The sequence below is a fragment of the Nostoc sp. genome, assembly GCF_036917615.1.
Classification (GTDB): Bacteria; Cyanobacteriota; Cyanobacteriia; order Cyanobacteriales; family Nostocaceae; genus Nostoc.
The window spans coordinates 34,581-49,403 of sequence record NZ_JBALCZ010000074.1 but is presented as its reverse complement, the minus strand read 5'-3'; the positions used below and the strand labels follow the sequence as shown (position 1 = coordinate 49,403).

General features: G+C 43.9%; 14 protein-coding genes. 6 read left to right on the top strand and 8 right to left on the bottom strand.

Annotated features, from left to right (window positions below):
• Window positions 1-54: 54 nt before the first annotated feature.
• From V7K85_RS26955 to V7K85_RS26945, 3 genes are read right to left on the bottom strand one after another with little or no spacing between them, the layout of a single operon-like run.
• Window positions 55-1,383 carry a TIGR03279 family radical SAM protein gene (locus V7K85_RS26955; RefSeq protein WP_334818280.1) on the bottom strand — a complete coding sequence of 443 codons (1,329 nt, stop codon included), beginning with the start codon at window positions 1,381-1,383 and terminating at the stop codon, window positions 55-57.
• On the bottom strand, window positions 1,380-1,535 hold the full coding sequence (locus V7K85_RS26950; protein WP_334818278.1) for a hypothetical protein: 156 nt from the start codon (window positions 1,533-1,535) through the stop codon (window positions 1,380-1,382). The genes V7K85_RS26955 and V7K85_RS26950 overlap by 4 nt, the downstream gene beginning before the upstream one ends.
• Before the next feature lie 48 nt (window positions 1,536-1,583).
• Entirely contained in the window at window positions 1,584-2,501 is a 918-nt protein-coding gene (locus V7K85_RS26945; RefSeq protein ID WP_334818276.1) for an undecaprenyl-diphosphate phosphatase, read from the bottom strand.
• A gap of 184 nt (window positions 2,502-2,685) precedes the next feature.
• Here V7K85_RS26945 and V7K85_RS26940 point away from each other — a divergent pair, with 184 nt between their 5' ends.
• The 3 genes from V7K85_RS26940 (at window position 2,686) to nadB (ending at window position 6,275) form a co-directional block, all read left to right on the top strand.
• Window positions 2,686-3,465 carry a DUF3120 domain-containing protein gene (locus V7K85_RS26940; protein ID WP_334818274.1) on the top strand — a complete coding sequence of 260 codons (780 nt, stop codon included), beginning with the start codon at window positions 2,686-2,688 and terminating at the stop codon, window positions 3,463-3,465.
• Window positions 3,466-3,997: 532 nt separating this feature from the next.
• A complete protein-coding gene (gene psbU, locus V7K85_RS26935) occupies window positions 3,998-4,426 on the top strand; it encodes a photosystem II complex extrinsic protein PsbU (protein WP_334818273.1) in 429 nt (142 codons plus the stop codon).
• 172 nt (window positions 4,427-4,598) lie between these two features.
• Window positions 4,599-6,275: an L-aspartate oxidase gene (nadB, locus tag V7K85_RS26930; RefSeq protein WP_334818272.1), complete on the top strand. Its 1,677-nt coding sequence runs from the start codon at window positions 4,599-4,601 to the stop codon at window positions 6,273-6,275.
• Here nadB and V7K85_RS26925 read toward each other — a convergent pair.
• From V7K85_RS26925 to btpA, 3 genes are all read right to left on the bottom strand, one after another.
• On the bottom strand, window positions 6,245-6,436 hold the full coding sequence (locus V7K85_RS26925) for a hypothetical protein (RefSeq protein WP_334818270.1): 192 nt from the start codon (window positions 6,434-6,436) through the stop codon (window positions 6,245-6,247). The two genes, nadB and V7K85_RS26925, sit on opposite strands and share 31 nt — an antisense overlap.
• 186 nt (window positions 6,437-6,622) lie before the next feature.
• A complete protein-coding gene (locus V7K85_RS26920; protein ID WP_334818268.1) occupies window positions 6,623-7,606 on the bottom strand; it encodes a vitamin K epoxide reductase family protein in 984 nt (327 codons plus the stop codon).
• 160 nt (window positions 7,607-7,766) lie between these two features.
• A complete protein-coding gene (gene btpA / locus V7K85_RS26915; RefSeq protein ID WP_334818266.1) occupies window positions 7,767-8,615 on the bottom strand; it encodes a photosystem I biogenesis protein BtpA in 849 nt (282 codons plus the stop codon).
• A gap of 669 nt (window positions 8,616-9,284) precedes the next feature.
• Between btpA and rimO the strand changes: the two genes are divergently transcribed.
• The 3 genes from rimO (at window position 9,285) to V7K85_RS26900 (ending at window position 13,111) form a co-directional block, all read left to right on the top strand.
• Entirely contained in the window at window positions 9,285-10,604 is a 1,320-nt protein-coding gene (gene rimO / locus V7K85_RS26910) for a 30S ribosomal protein S12 methylthiotransferase RimO (RefSeq protein WP_334818264.1), read from the top strand.
• 202 nt (window positions 10,605-10,806) lie between these two features.
• Window positions 10,807-12,336, top strand: a complete 1,530-nt coding sequence (locus tag V7K85_RS26905; protein WP_334818262.1) for a DEAD/DEAH box helicase — start codon at window positions 10,807-10,809, stop codon at window positions 12,334-12,336.
• 196 nt (window positions 12,337-12,532) lie between these two features.
• Window positions 12,533-13,111 carry a Uma2 family endonuclease gene (locus V7K85_RS26900; RefSeq protein WP_334818259.1) on the top strand — a complete coding sequence of 193 codons (579 nt, stop codon included), beginning with the start codon at window positions 12,533-12,535 and terminating at the stop codon, window positions 13,109-13,111.
• Window positions 13,112-13,121: 10 nt separating this feature from the next.
• Here V7K85_RS26900 and V7K85_RS26895 read toward each other — a convergent pair whose 3' ends face one another.
• Window positions 13,122-14,069 carry an aldo/keto reductase gene (locus tag V7K85_RS26895; RefSeq protein WP_334818257.1) on the bottom strand — a complete coding sequence of 316 codons (948 nt, stop codon included), beginning with the start codon at window positions 14,067-14,069 and terminating at the stop codon, window positions 13,122-13,124.
• 277 nt (window positions 14,070-14,346) lie between these two features.
• A complete protein-coding gene (locus V7K85_RS26890; RefSeq protein WP_334818255.1) occupies window positions 14,347-14,571 on the bottom strand; it encodes a hypothetical protein in 225 nt (74 codons plus the stop codon).
• Window positions 14,572-14,823: the final 252 nt, after the last annotated feature.

The window sequence follows — 14,823 nt, the reverse complement described above, 5'->3', positions numbered from 1 at the left end:
ATAACAATAAATTACCTCCGAAAAACAACTGAACTTTGATAACTTAACCTAAACTTAATTAAAAATACATGTTTTGATTAAATCTTCAACTCCTGCTACTGGGAAAACTTTTGTATTTAGCCTCCCAGCTAATTCTTTAATACTCATATCATCTAAAAACACTAATTCACCATTTTTTAACATGATATTTGGTAGCAAAATACCATCACCTAAATCTTGCCCTTCTAAGTTTAAAAGCAAATCATGACCAGTTAATAATCCCGTTACACTGATAGTTTGTCCCCAATAATCACTACATAAAGCACGCAGATTGACTTCTAAACCTTCAACAAAATTTAAGCGTTTCAAAATCGGTTGAAATGCTTTTTCTACGGCGTTGCCCACTACCCAAGTGAATTTTCTTTGAGGATATACTTTTGCTGGGAGTAATTCTGCTGCAACGGTGGCAAATTGCTTGAGAAATAATTGAATCGAACCAACTCCATTATCAATTTGGGGATATTCTTCATATTCAGATTCGCTGGGTAATTCTTCACCTGCAATCAAAAACCACTCATCGGCTAACCAAACAACGCTAGAACCTAATTGTTGACGAAATTGTCGCGAGAGCGATTGCACTTGGGAAATCACTTCTTTTGCTTTTTCCTTAGTTACGGGTGTGAGTTCGTCTTCTGGAGGCCGAAACCGTGTCAACCCAACTGGCACAACTGCCACCGATGCCACAGCAGGAACTTCACCAGTATGAAAGGACGTTAAATCTTTGAGAGTTTGTTCCAGATGTTTGCCATCATTTATACTAGGACAAACAACCACTTGAGCATGAATTTGTAGTCGCCTTTTTTGAAACCACTTGAGTTGTTGCAAGATTTGTCCCGCACGCGGATTTTTTAGCAGTTGAATTCTGACTTCAGCCTCCGTCGCATGAACAGAAACATACAACGGAGACAAGCGCATTTGCTCAATCCGCTGCCATTCTCTTTCTGGCAAATTGGTTAAGGTAAGATAAGAGCCATACAAAAAGCTCAGACGGTAATCATCGTCTTTCAAGTACAAGCTGGTGCGCTTACCTGGTGGTTGTTGGTCGATAAAGCAAAATGGGCAACGGTTATTGCACTGAATTAAGGCATCAAATAAGGCAGTTTCAAATTCTAGCCCCAAGTCTTCGTCGTAGTCTTTTTCAATTTCCAGGCTATGAGTTTTACCAGCAGCATCTAAAACTTCTAATTCCAAAACTTCATCAGCACACAAAAACTGATAATCAATTAAATCACGGGGACGTGTACCATTGATTGCAACGATCGCATCCCCAGCCTCAAAGCCAATCTCTGCGGCTATTGAGTCTGGAAGAACCTTGGTAATTCGGGCAGGATGAACTATAGTCATAGGGCATGGGGCACTTGTACTGAGCGACTTGTACTGAGCATCTCGGCTTCTCTACGAGACGCTACGCGAACGCTCGATGGAGTCGGCGTCGAAGTAAGCCGAGGTAAGCCGTTGGCGCAGCTTCTCGTAGAGAAGTATTGAGCATGGGGCATTGGGCATTCATCGTCTGCTTTGGAGAAATGACAAATGACCAATGACTATTAACTATTTTTCAACAATCCAGCTGCGATCGCACTGAGGATTACCGATCCAAATGCCAAACGATACCAGACAAATATCCATGTGTTTTTAGTTTGAAGATATCGCAACAACCAGGCGATCGATAAATAAGAAAATGCAAACGCTGATAATGTCCCTACTGCTACCACTAGCAAGTCAATTTTGCCCAGTGCTTCTTTAAAAAATTCATATAAGGTGGCAATAGTCAGGGTGGGAATTCCTAAGAGAAAGGAAAATCTTGCTGCTGTCTGCCTCTCCAGCCCCAGAAATAAGGCGGTTGTTAAAGTTGAGCCAGAACGAGACGCACCCGGTACTAAAGCCAGCATCTGACCTAATCCGATCAGCAGTCCATCTAGAATGGTTATGTCTTTAAAATCTCGCTTGCGACTGCCTAATTTTTCAGATGCACCTAGTAAGAGTGCCATTACAATAGAAGCCACAGCTATGGTAGTCATGCTGTTAATCCCCGAATTTTCATTATTTAGTGCCTTCTTCAGCAGAAATCCCCCGATTAGAGCAGGCAAGGTTCCTATTGCTATTCCTACTAATAATCTCCATTCTTCTCGCTGCCAGTCTTTTTCTTGAAAAGCCGCCCAGCCTCCACTTAAAACTTGAGCAATAATTAGTCGAAAATAGATTAAGACGGCAATCACACTGCCAAATTGAATCGTCGCTAGAAAAGCTTTCGATCCCAATTCTTCCCAGTGGAACGCCTTGGTGAACACTTGTAGATGAGCAGTACTGCTAATGGGCAGAAATTCTGTGATGCCTTGTACAATCCCCAGAATAAATGCCTCAAACAGTTGCTGTATCAAGTTAACTTCAGTTGCTGATCCTCCCACCTGTAATAGTTGCGAGAAGAGTAAATTCATCCCGCCCGCTTCTAAGATTGTCACCATTAACTAGACTCCTAAAATGGATGCGTACTTTTACGAATTATCCAACTTTACGTTGTTGTACTCAGTTTTTCCGGGTGACATACAACCTTGACAAAATTTTAGATCCAGTCAAAATCCCCATAGGGGGGATTTTTAGATGTGATATATTAAATAAGATAAAGTTTAATAACAAATATTAAAAACTTTGATTAATAATACACTGGCCTCCTACACTACTTGTACCCCTTCGATTGATACCGAGTTGGATTTAGCTGATACTAGGCATAAGGGTATCAGGCAATTGGAATCTACACTCTTTTTTTCTCCCTCGCTCCCCTTATCTATTTCTGCCCGACAAACTTGGTTAATATTTGCGGCGGCGGTGTTTTTGGTAACAGTACCAGTATTTGTAGAGGCGCCTATAGTGCGATCGCTACCAAGTCTAAGTTTAGCGCTGACAGCATTTTGGGTGTGGCTAAGTTTTACCTTAATGTCACGTCCTGCAACTTATGTCTGGGGAGATTTGCTCTTAGGATTTAGCTGGAGTTGGTTAGCAGGAGCGATTTACTGGGGCTGGTTACGTTGGGAACCTTTATGGCATCTGCCAGTGGAGTGTATAGGATTACCGTTTGCTTGCTGGTGTCTGGCGAAGAATTGGGGCAAGGTAGGTAACTGGTTTTATTTAGGTTCTTTACTTGGTACAGTTTTAACAGATGTATATTTTTATCTAGTAGATTTGATCCCCTATTGGCGGCAAATCATGATAGGAGATGCAGATCTAGCACCGCAAATCTTACAAAATGCTTTAATGCAAGTACAAGCACCTTGGGGGCAAACTTGGGCAATAATTCTCGCCCTAGTGCTGTCAATAGTTGGGATTTTGCCTTTAGGTCGAAAGCAAAGACACTGGTATGCCTTTGGTGGCGCAGTTTTAAGCACAATTTTGGTAGACAGCCTATTTTTGTTAGCTGCGATCGCAGCCTAAATATTAAAAAATTGTGTAATATCAAAACTGAAACTTTTTCCAGCCCAATCTACGGCACATCAAAAATGATCCTGTAGATGATAAATTAGTTAAGAAATATTACATAACAATCCATCACCATCAAGTCTTCTTGCTAGGGTTTTCGGTATTAGACATCGCACAGTTTCGTGTCTGTTTGGGAGGTAGAATTAGCCACCCCAAAAAGATTTCGTCTAGCTGGCAATACTACCAGGATCATGGATGGAACACTATTGCAGCTATGCAGGGACTCTTACCACTATGAAAATTTTTGGCAAAAGTAGAGTCAAACCCAGTAACGGCAAATATTGTGGATATTAATACGCTGTATATTAGTTTCTGATGACTGCTGTGTTGATTAAGCTATCAGGTTTTATCCTTTGTCTTTTGTCCTTTGTCTTTTGTCCTTTGTCCTTTGTCCTCTAACGAATGACCAATGACCAATGACCAATGACTAATGACGGCTGTTAGCTTAAAACTTTTATTTCTGTTTGATGGAAAGAGGTAGAAAATCGTGAAAGGATTGGTGCGTTTATTAACAGTGTTTAGTTTGTTACTTAGTTGCTGGGGATGGTTGGGAACAACTCAGATAGCCCAAGCTGCTAGTTTCAACAGTTTTGCTTTTCCTCAAATCCCAGTTCTGGCAATTGAGCGGCAGAATCGGGCAGACGCTAAACTAGGAACGGAATTTGGTAAAAAAATTGATTTAAATAATACCAACGTCCGAGCTTTTCAACAGTTTCCAGGGCTTTATCCCACCCTGGCTAAGAAAATCATCACGAATGCTCCCTACAAAAATGTAGAGGATGTATTGGATCTTCCAGGATTGAGCGATCGCCAAAAACAAACCCTGCAAGCCAACTTCGATAAATTCACCGTGACAGAACTAGAGCCTGCCTTCAACGAGGGAGACGATCGCTTTAACAACGGCATCTACAGATAACTGCACCTTGCAGTTAATGTAGCAAATAGCAGCCCACTCCTGATTCTAAGGAGTGGGATACGATTAGGAGTTAGGAGTTATGAGTTATGAGTTATAAGTTAAAATTTAAAACTCCTAACTCCTTACTTCTGGCTCCTCACTTCTGGCTCCTCACTTCTTTTCCCCCATTACCTTGTCTCAGATAGATATTCCTAGCCAATTTGATGTTTTAGTAGTCGGCGCTGGTGCCGCTGGACTATACACAGCGCTGTGTCTACCAGAGTCCTTGCGAGTCGGCTTGATTACCAAAGAAACTGTTGCTTTGTCCGCCAGTGATTGGGCGCAGGGTGGGATTGCCGCAGCCGTTTCCCCGGAAGATTCTCCGACGCTGCATATTGAAGATACGATCCGGGCAGGTGCGGGTTTATGTGATTGCACCGCTGTAGAATTTCTCGCCCAACTTGCCCCTAACTGTATTCAATCTTTAGTTAACTTGGGGGTTGCTTTTGACCGTCATGGTCAAGCCTTGGCTTTAACTTTAGAAGCTGCCCATTCTCGCAACCGCGTTCTCCACGCTGCTGACACCACAGGGAGGGAAGTTACCACTACGCTCACCGCCCAAGTATTACGTCGCCAGAATATTCAAGTCATTCAGCAAGCTTTGGCTTTGAGTTTGTGGATCGAACCCGAAAGTGGTCGCTGTCAGGGAATAAGCCTGTTTTATCAAGGTGAAATCACATGGGTAAGAGCTGGTGCTGTGGTATTGGCAACTGGCGGCGGCGGTCAGGTATTTGCCCAAACCACTAACCCGGCTGTGAGTACAGGTGATGGGGTAGCGATCGCAGCTCGGGCTGGGGCCATCCTCCGCGATTTGGAATTTGTGCAATTTCACCCCACAGCCCTGACTAAACCTGGTGCCGAGCACTTTCTGATTAGCGAAGCTGTACGCGGCGAGGGGGCACACCTTGTCGATAACGAAGGGCGGCGTTTTGCCTTTGACTACCACCCTGCGGGTGAACTCGCACCCAGAGATGTGGTCAGTAGAGCAATTTTCAGCCATTTACAACATACTGCCCTTGATCTGGCGACTGCCCATGTGTGGTTGGATATGCGCCCCATCCCCGCCGACAAAATTCGTCACCGCTTTCCCAACATCATCAAAGTTTGTCAGCATTGGGGCGTTGATGTCTTCCATGAACCAATTCCTGTGGCCCCTGCTGCCCATTACTGGATGGGTGGGATTGTCGCGGATCTGATGAATCGCACAAATATTAAGAGTTTGTACGCAGTGGGTGAAACCGCTAGTACCGGGGTGCATGGCGCAAATCGCCTTGCCAGTAATTCCCTGCTGGAATGTATTGTGTTTGGGGCCCAGATGGCTAATATTGAGTTGGAAAATATTGGGCTGCCGTCACAAACACCAGTGCTGCCATTACGGAAATTTAGTGCTGATGCTAGTGAGTGGCACATCCAGCAAGCACAGCTAGAAGCACTCAGAGAGAAGTTACCACGTCTAGTGTGGGAAAGTGCTGGTATTTGTCGGGAGCAATCAAGGTTAGAAAGTGCGATCGCCACTGTTGAATCTTGGCAGCAAGATTTCGCCCGATTGCCTTTAAGTCAATTCTTGCTTGCTTTACGTGCCGCAGAACCAGCTAGTTTTGACCTACCAAATGTTGAACGGCAATTGGGACTTTGGGCAGAAACCCGCAATTTATTAGATGTGGCTGATTTAATTCTCAAAAGTGCTGCTTTTAGAACCGAAAGCCGAGGCGGACACTACCGTTTAGATTATCCTCAGCCAGAGCCAAATTGGCAAGTCCATACACTTGTACAAACACATCATTGGTGGAAATCTCCACTATTGTCTTGATGAAGTTTCCAAAACAGACTTTTAGTAATGGCTTTTAATCTCTTTTCCTGTGGTCGCCGCGCTAGGGACGGATGACGCTCATACCTCGCTACCACTGGGCTAATGGTAGTCCCCCCCAAGCTGGATAACTCGCTAACGCTATCGGCATAAACTTGAGCCACTAGAATCTTGGGTTTGCCCAAGTAAAGGACAATACCTATTATTTATTGCTAAAAACAAAAAAGCTAACTGGAAACCGACTTTGCTGTATTCATCCAGTTGACTATGGGGTGTAAACTACACCGACCTAACGGTACGGTGTAGCCTTCCCAATTCATGAAAACCCCGCTAAGGCTGACTCAAGCCAATTACTTGAAATACTTGAAGTTACGAGGGCCTGTGTAACCAGAAACTTTCGCTAGTTCCTCTAAGCTTTGGACTCCGCTATAGCTTTTACCATTGATGATCCAAGTGGGGAAGCCTTCAATTTTTGCGGCTTTACACAGTTCTGTTTGAGCTTTGAGTCCATCGGCAGCGCACTCTACCTTAATATCATTATTAATTATTTCTTCGGCTTCTTTACCAAAAAGCAGCTTTTGTTCATGGCAGTGAGGACACCAGTAAGCAGTGTATTCCTTCGCGCCTACCTTCGCTAGCTGGCGTGCTAAGGCTATTTCTGCCTCACCAGAAGTAGTCGTAACTTCCCAACCAAATGCTGGGTTAGGGTTTTCCTTGGGAGTAAAGGTAATTTTTACGGGTTGTCCAGGAGTTCCAGGTGTAACATCTGATTGATTTACGCCAGCATAGACGCCTAAAGTGCCAATCAGCGTTACCATCCCCACAATAATCGCGGTAAAGAAGATTTGTCCAATATCCTCCCAAGTCCGACCGATAATCGTCAGTACCAAAAGACTGAGGGAGAACAAAGCTGAACCAATACAGTAAGGACAAATAGCTCTAATTTGAGATGCCAGCAGGTATATTAAGTAGCCACTAAAGACAGACATAGCGATCGCTCCGGCCAGCAGCAGCAACCACGTCCAATTTTCCAATTGTTTGCGGCTATTGTTTTGCCCTGAGTTGAATACCAAGGGAGCCAAAGCAAATATCACCATACTGGTGTATGCCAAAAATCCAAACAAAGCTAATGGCTGACCAAAAACCGTTGCCCAAGGACTGGAAAGGACATCATTACAGCCCTTGACACCAGCCTGTGCCATACAAGCTGCATTGCCTCCTGTTAACTTTTCTATGGTGAGATAACCTGTTATCAGGGCACCACATCCAGCGATTGCGGCAATCAATGGACGTGACCATTTATGAATCCAAGGAGTAGAACGGCGGCGAATCATAAACTGCTATTGATTAATGGGCATTGGTAAAAGTTAGGAGTTAAGAATGAGGAGTTAAGAATGAGGAGTTAGGAACAATTAATTTAAAACTCATAACTCATAACTCCTAACCGGAGGCGGAGCGTCTCCGGCTCCGCTCCTAACTATCTTTCCCCACTCCCTAAGAATGTAACTTCACTTGTTCTGCTGATTTGCTTTCACCTTTGGAGTTCCAATTGCGACGTGTAGCTTCCACAAATTGACTAACGCGAATTGGATCAATTGGTTGCTCTATCCGTCCGTGACGTTTTAGGGAACTGGAAACTATTACACCATCTGCTGCCTGCATCAATGTATCAATATTTTCCCAATTGGCCCCACTACCGATGAACACTGGTGTGCCATTTGCTGCACCACAAGCTATTTCCAAATCTTCTAAGTTAGGAGGGCTACCAGTAGCCCAACCAGACAAAATAATTCCGTCTGCTAAACCCCTTTCAATGGTGTCTTTCACGGCGACTGTGAGATTTGGAGAACTCAAAGGACGGGCGTGCTTCACCAACACATCGGCCAGGATTTTAACATCACAGCCTAACTCCCGTCGATAGCGAAGTAGTTGATAGGCTTCTCCCTCAATTAATCCCTGGTCGGTTGCCATCACCCCTGTGAGAACGTTAACGCGGATGAATTGTGCCTGTACACAGCTAGCGATCGCCATTGCACTTTTGGCATCGTTTCGCAAAACATTTAAGCCCACGGGCAAAGTCACCAAATTCTGTATCCGCTGCACCACAATGGTCATGGCACTCACAACCACTGGATCGACTTGGTTTTTGGTAAACGGCGCGTCGAAAAAATTCTCCACAATCATACCGTCAACCCCTCCACTTGCCAGGGCTGCGGCTTCTTGTTCAGCGCGGTCAATTACCGCTTTTAGACTACCTCCCCAACGGGGCGAGGTAGGCAGTGGTAGCAGGTGAACCACGCCAATAATCGGTGAGCGAGTTTTAAATAGCTGATATAAGTCCACGTCTTTAATCCGCCTCGCGGAGTCCAGAGTCCAGAATTTTTTGACTATTGACTATATGACCCTTGACTCTTGACTTTTCATTAACTAGTCAAATGTGTTTTATGATAGTCGGTTTACTGCCTCCTTCCTCAGATGGAAATTGGCGTGAAACCTCCCATAAGATATGTTAAGATAAAACTTGGCTACAAGAGGAGTTTGCCACTCACTAGACGCGAGGCAGCTTTCCGTGGTTTAGGCGTCTCGTCCGCGCACAGTCGTAGGACTTGCCAATCGCCAGGGTAACATTACTGCTTTATAGGCGTAGTCGCTTTCGTCGATTTCCCTGAGGGTAGCGACTTATCACAACAAGCCCTTTGGGCGGCTTCCCGATGGGTAGGTTAACAACGCACACGCTGCGGTAATGTAAAATACCAATAGGCGAATTGTTAAAAAACATTACAAGTGTCAAATGTACCCAAAGACACTTCAATTTACCCTGGGGAACAGATTGATAAAAATATCATAACATGACCTCTATTTTTATTATTGATAGGGTCGTAAGTCAACGGACAGTTACTGACAGTGAGAATCTGTCGCTGTACTGTTATCAGAACGATAGTGATCGGAAAAAAGCGAAATTAGCGCTGGAATGTTTGACTACAAGAAAAAAAATGAAGATATTTTCAAAATATGGGTGACAAGCCAACAATTGCCATTTCTCATCTGGGCTGTGAGAAAAATCGAATTGATACAGAACACATGCTAGGACTGCTTGTAGAAGCAGGCTACGGTGTAGATACAAACGAAGAGTTAGCAGATTACGTTATTGTTAATACCTGTAGTTTTATTGAAGCAGCCAGGCAAGAATCTGTCAGAACTTTGGTAGAACTGGCAGAGGCAAACAAAAAAATTGTAATCACTGGCTGTATGGCGCAACATTTCCAAGAGCAACTTTTGGAGGAGTTACCCGAAGCAGTAGCCGTTGTAGGTACAGGCGATTATCACAAAATTGTAAATGTAATTGAGCGTGTAGAACAAGGTGAGCGGGTCAAACAGGTTAGTATTGAGCCAACCTACATTGCCGACGAGACTACACCGCGCTATCGCACTACAACCGAGGGCGTAGCTTACCTCAGGGTTGCGGAAGGATGTGATTATCGTTGTGCATTTTGTATAATTCCTCATCTTCGAGGAAACCAGCGATCGCGTACTATTGAATCTATCGTCGCCGAAGCGGAGCAGTTAGTTAGTCAAGGGGTAAAGGAAATTATTCTAATTTCCCAAATTACCACTAATTACGGTTTGGATATTTACGGTAAGCCAAAGTTAGCTGAATTACTTCGCGCTTTGGGGAAAGTAGATATACCGTGGATCAGAATGCACTACGCTTATCCCACGGGACTGACCCCAGATGTGATAGCGGCGATCCAAGAAACACCCAACGTCCTGCCTTACCTAGATTTGCCCTTGCAGCATTCTCATCTAGAGATTCTCCGCGCCATGAACCGCCCTTGGCAAGGACGGGTAAATGATGGGATTATAGATCGCATCAAAACGGCGCTACCAACAGCCGTATTGCGGACAACATTTATTGTTGGTTTCCCAGGAGAAACAAGCGAGCATTTTGAGCATCTACTAGAGTTCGTGCAGCGGCATGAATTCGACCATGTTGGTGTCTTCACCTTTTCCTCTGAGGAAGGAACCCCAGCTTACAAGTTACCAAATCAGTTGCCCCAATTGGTGATGGACGAGCGCCGATACAAACTGATGGAACTCCAGCAACCGATTTCTCAAAAGAAAAATCAACAGGAAGTAGGCAAAATTGTTGATGTCCTGATTGAGCAAGAAAATCCTGAAAGTGGTGAATTAATCGGTCGTTCAGGTAGATTTTCCCCAGAGGTTGATGGTTTGGTGTACGTCAAAGGCCAGGCAAAGTTAGGAACTATCGTGCCAATAGCGATTCACCACGCTGATACATATGACCTCTATGGTCAAGTAGTCAATAACTAAGTTGTCATTTGTCTTTTGTTAAATAACCCTTACGGGTTCGCCCTTCTCCTGAGATCGATGCTGCACTAACGGCAGTTGCTCATAGGGGTTGCCCCTAAGACTTTGCTGGCTCACCAGTAGCCAAATTACTAATGACTAATGACTAATAACTAATGACTAAATGACTAATCCAAAAATCCTTACAAAAAATTTAGGAGAATTAATGACTCTTTCATTTAAAGAATTAGGCATTTCCCAAGAACGTGTCGAACAACTAGAACAAATCGGTTTTACCGAACCCACTAACATTCAAGTGCAAGCAATTCCCCAATTGCTAGCCGGTCGTGATGTAGTAGGTCAATCTCAAACTGGAACAGGCAAAACGGCAGCATTTTCACTGCCAATTTTAGAGCGGCTGGATATTAATCAAAAAGCTGTGCAAGCCATAGTTTTAACACCAACTCGTGAATTAGCAATGCAAGTTCACGATGCGATCGCTCAGTTCATCGGCAATGAAGGATTGCGGGTGTTAGCAATTTACGGTGGTCAATCAATTGACCGCCAAATGTTACAACTCAAACGTGGCGTTCACATGGTTGTGGGCACCCCAGGACGGGTGATCGATTTGCTTGATCGCGGCTGTTTAAAGCTCGATCAAGTGAAGTGGTTTGTGTTAGATGAAGCCGATGAAATGTTGAGCATGGGCTTTATCGACGATGTAGTGAAAATTCTTTCCCAAGCGCCTGTAGATCGGCAAACAGCTTTATTCTCGGCAACAATGCCACCATCGATTCGGATGTTGGTGAACAAGTTTTTGCGATCGCCTGCAACTGTCACCGTTGAGCAACCAAAAGCTGCTCCCAACAAGATTAATCAGGTAGCTTATCTGATCCCCCGTCACTGGACAAAAGCCAAAGCTTTACAGCCGATTCTGGAAATGGAAGATCCAGAAACAGCTTTAATCTTTGTCCGCACCAGACGCACAGCCGCAGAACTCACCAGTCAGTTACAAGGGGCTGGTCACAGTGTCGATGAATACCACGGTGACCTGTCGCAACAAGCACGGGAACGTTTATTGAGCCGCTTCCGTAACCGTCAAGTCCGCTGGGTGGTAGCAACTGATATTGCAGCCCGAGGGTTAGATGTCGATCAACTCTCTCACGTAATCAACTATGACTTACCCGATAGCGTAGAAACCTACGTCCATCGCATTGGTCGTACTGGTCGTGCTGGTAAAGAAGGAACAGCAATTTCTTTAGTTCAGCCATTTGAGCGCCGCAAGCAGCAAACATTTGAACGTCATAACCGCCAAAATTGGCAAGTGCTGACGATTCCCACACGGGCACAGATTGAAGCGCGACACATCCTGAAATTGCAAGAACAGGTGCGGGAAGCTTTGACAGGTGAGCGTTTGGCTTCATTCTTGCCAATTGTCAGCGAACTGATTGAAGAATATGATGCTCAAGCGATCGCCGCAGCTGCACTGCAAATCGCTTACGATCAAACTCGTCCCGCTTGGTTGAGTTCAGACGTGGAAATTCCCCAAGAGGAATCTTCCGCTCCCAAACCCAGACTGGGCAAGCGTCGTGAATCTTCCAGCGATCGCCCCCGTTCTGCATGGAAATCAGATAACAGCAATGGTGAAGAAAGACATTCTTCTCCCAAGCCCAAACTGCGGACAAGTGGGCAAGAGTCTTCTGCATCCCCTAGTAAAAAGCTAGGTTCACCTACAGCTAGGGAATCAGCTTCTTAATCAACAGTTAGAAGTTAATCAATTTTGGATTTTAGATTTTAGATTTTTTCTTCAATCCAAAATCCAAATCTAAAATGAGAGAGTTGAGAGTTAAGAGTCAAGATTTTGACTTTGGCTCTTGACTTTTTGGCTTTTTGGGTAACTTTTTCTACAAGTTTGTAAGAAGATAAATTAAAGATGCATTCTTCGTGGTCTTATGTTCACTATTCCAGACTTAGAGCAACTACAAGCAGAGCATCCAGAATGGCAGATGGAGCTAGTAGACGGAAATATACTGGTTATGGGCCCATCAGATTATGAATCAGAAGAGATAGGTGCTGAGTTAGTTAGATTACTCGGCAACTGGGTGCGCCCACAGAGACTAGGACGGGTAACTGGTTCTAGCGCAGGTTTCATTTTGCCTACACTAGAAACTGAAAACGGAAAAGAAGCTGATAACGAAAAACGAAATCTCCGCGCTCCCGATGTGTCTTTTGTTCGTGCTGATAGACTAAAAACAAGCAAGCGTGACTTTGTGGAATTGGTGCCTGACTTGATGGTAGAGATAAAATCTAAGTCAGACCGGATCAAACCATTGGTAGAAAAGATTCAGCTATTCCTACAACTTGGGTGTACAGTTGGTATCTTAATTGATCCTGGCAAATTGACGCTCACAGTTTATCGACTCAACCAAGAACCAATAGTTTTGCAGGACAACGACAAACTAACACTACCAGACTTACTAGCAGGTTGGGAGCTAGTAGTGTCAGAAATTTGGCCTCCTGTGTTTGAGTAGTTAAAAAATACTACAGCCAAGGACGACTAACTTGTTCTAACTCTCCAATTTCATCGTCGCTCAATCTCCAGCCCAAAGCACCAGCATTCTGACGTACCTGTTCGGCTGTCTTCACCCCAGCAATGGGAATAACGTTCCCCTGAGCAATTAACCAGTTGAGAGCAACTTGGGCAGGGGTGCGATCGTATTTTTCCCCGAAGTTGCGTAGCAAAGATATGACTGGGGCAATTTTTTGCAGACCTTCTTTCTTAAATCGCGGGTCTATTTTCCTAGCACCAGTGGGGGTTTCAGCACTATCAATAGTGTACTTGCCAGTGAGTAATCCTTGTGCTAGAGGACTATAAGCCAAGATAGTCACACCCAAATCACGGGCAGTTGTCATAATACCTTTGCTTTCAATTTGGCGACTAAGTAAAGAATAGCGTACTTGGTTCACAGCCAAAGGCACTCCACGGGCCGCCAATATTTGATGCGCGTCTCGCATTTGCTCTGCTGAGTAATTACTCACACCGATGGCGGCAATTCTGCCCCGCTTCACTTCATCCGCTAGGGCATTCATCAAAGTTTTTTGACTTAAAAAGAAGGCAAAAGGCCAATGCACTTGATACAGGGCGATTCGCTCTAATTGCAAGCGTTTGAGGCTGTCTGTTAAAGCATCAGAGACGGATTGGGCTGTAAATCGCCACGGTAGAGGACCAAACTTTGTAGCGATTTGTACAGGTTGTTGGGTCTGTTGCAAAAATTGTCCCAAAAATTTCTCGCTCTTTCCCATTCCGTAGACTTCGGCAGTATCAAAGAAGGTAACACCAGCCTCTAAGGCTGCTGTAAAGGCTTCTTGTAATTGTTCTGGGCCATAGGCATTGCCATAATTCCAAAATAGTTTATCACCCCAAGCCCAAGTGCCTATGCATAAAGGTGTAACAGTTGGGCCATTTTGCCCCAATGTAATATTTTCCACGGTTGCAAAATTTAATTTATTTACATTTCTTTACTTTTATAGTGTATCGTCATAGCCAAAATTGGGTATGGGGAAGTTGATGTAGTCTGTTTACGGTGCGATCGTCACCAGTTGGCCGTAATTCTTGTTGCGAGGTTGCGGCTTGCATAAAGATTTAAATATTGAATCAAACGCGCAGAAACAAGATCCCCAACAACTTTTACAAAGTTGGGGATCTGCGTGCTGCAATTCTCACAAATCAAATAGGATTGCTATAGTTGAGTGTATTTACTTTTATTTATGAATTAGATGATTTGTCCTGCTTGGCTTTTTTGATTAATTCCATGTAGACATTAATCTCACTAATTTCTAAATCATGCTCAACTCTGGTTACTTTCCATCTCTCCTTTTTTAGGTAAACTTCCTCTCCTACCCTGGGAGTAAATTGGAGATCATAGAACTTTTTGAGAAAATCTTTTTGGTTTTCTTCCCATAATACTACTTTGACTGGTTCTTTGTTCATTGCTTATGCCTTTTTTGTAACTAGATGAAGGTAAGTAGTTTGAGGACATACATACGGCAAGTTTATCTTACTAATTCAATGGAATAGCGTAGTTAAAACCACATTTTTACATTGATATTTTTATGTGGCTTGATTGCGTCTGATAAAGTTACAGCGCAATACTATAACTTTAGTAAGTATTACTATTAGGTTTACTTTAAAATCTTTTTTAGTGTTTTTGTTCGTATCAGGTTAGAAGGCAATCAGGGGGAC

Coding starts and splice junctions, on each gene's coding strand:
- V7K85_RS26950 (WP_334818278.1), bottom strand. CDS start 1,535: ATGCCCCATGCTCAATACTTCTCTACGAGAAGCTGCGCCAACGGCTTA.
- V7K85_RS26890 (WP_334818255.1), bottom strand. CDS start 14,571: ATGAACAAAGAACCAGTCAAAGTAGTATTATGGGAAGAAAACCAAAAA.
- V7K85_RS26905 (WP_334818262.1), top strand. CDS start 10,807: ATGACTCTTTCATTTAAAGAATTAGGCATTTCCCAAGAACGTGTCGAA.
- V7K85_RS26920 (WP_334818268.1), bottom strand. CDS start 7,606: ATGATTCGCCGCCGTTCTACTCCTTGGATTCATAAATGGTCACGTCCA.
- V7K85_RS26900 (WP_334818259.1), top strand. CDS start 12,533: ATGTTCACTATTCCAGACTTAGAGCAACTACAAGCAGAGCATCCAGAA.
- rimO (WP_334818264.1), top strand. CDS start 9,285: ATGGGTGACAAGCCAACAATTGCCATTTCTCATCTGGGCTGTGAGAAA.
- V7K85_RS26945 (WP_334818276.1), bottom strand. CDS start 2,501: ATGGTGACAATCTTAGAAGCGGGCGGGATGAATTTACTCTTCTCGCAA.
- V7K85_RS26955 (WP_334818280.1), bottom strand. CDS start 1,383: ATGACTATAGTTCATCCTGCCCGAATTACCAAGGTTCTTCCAGACTCA.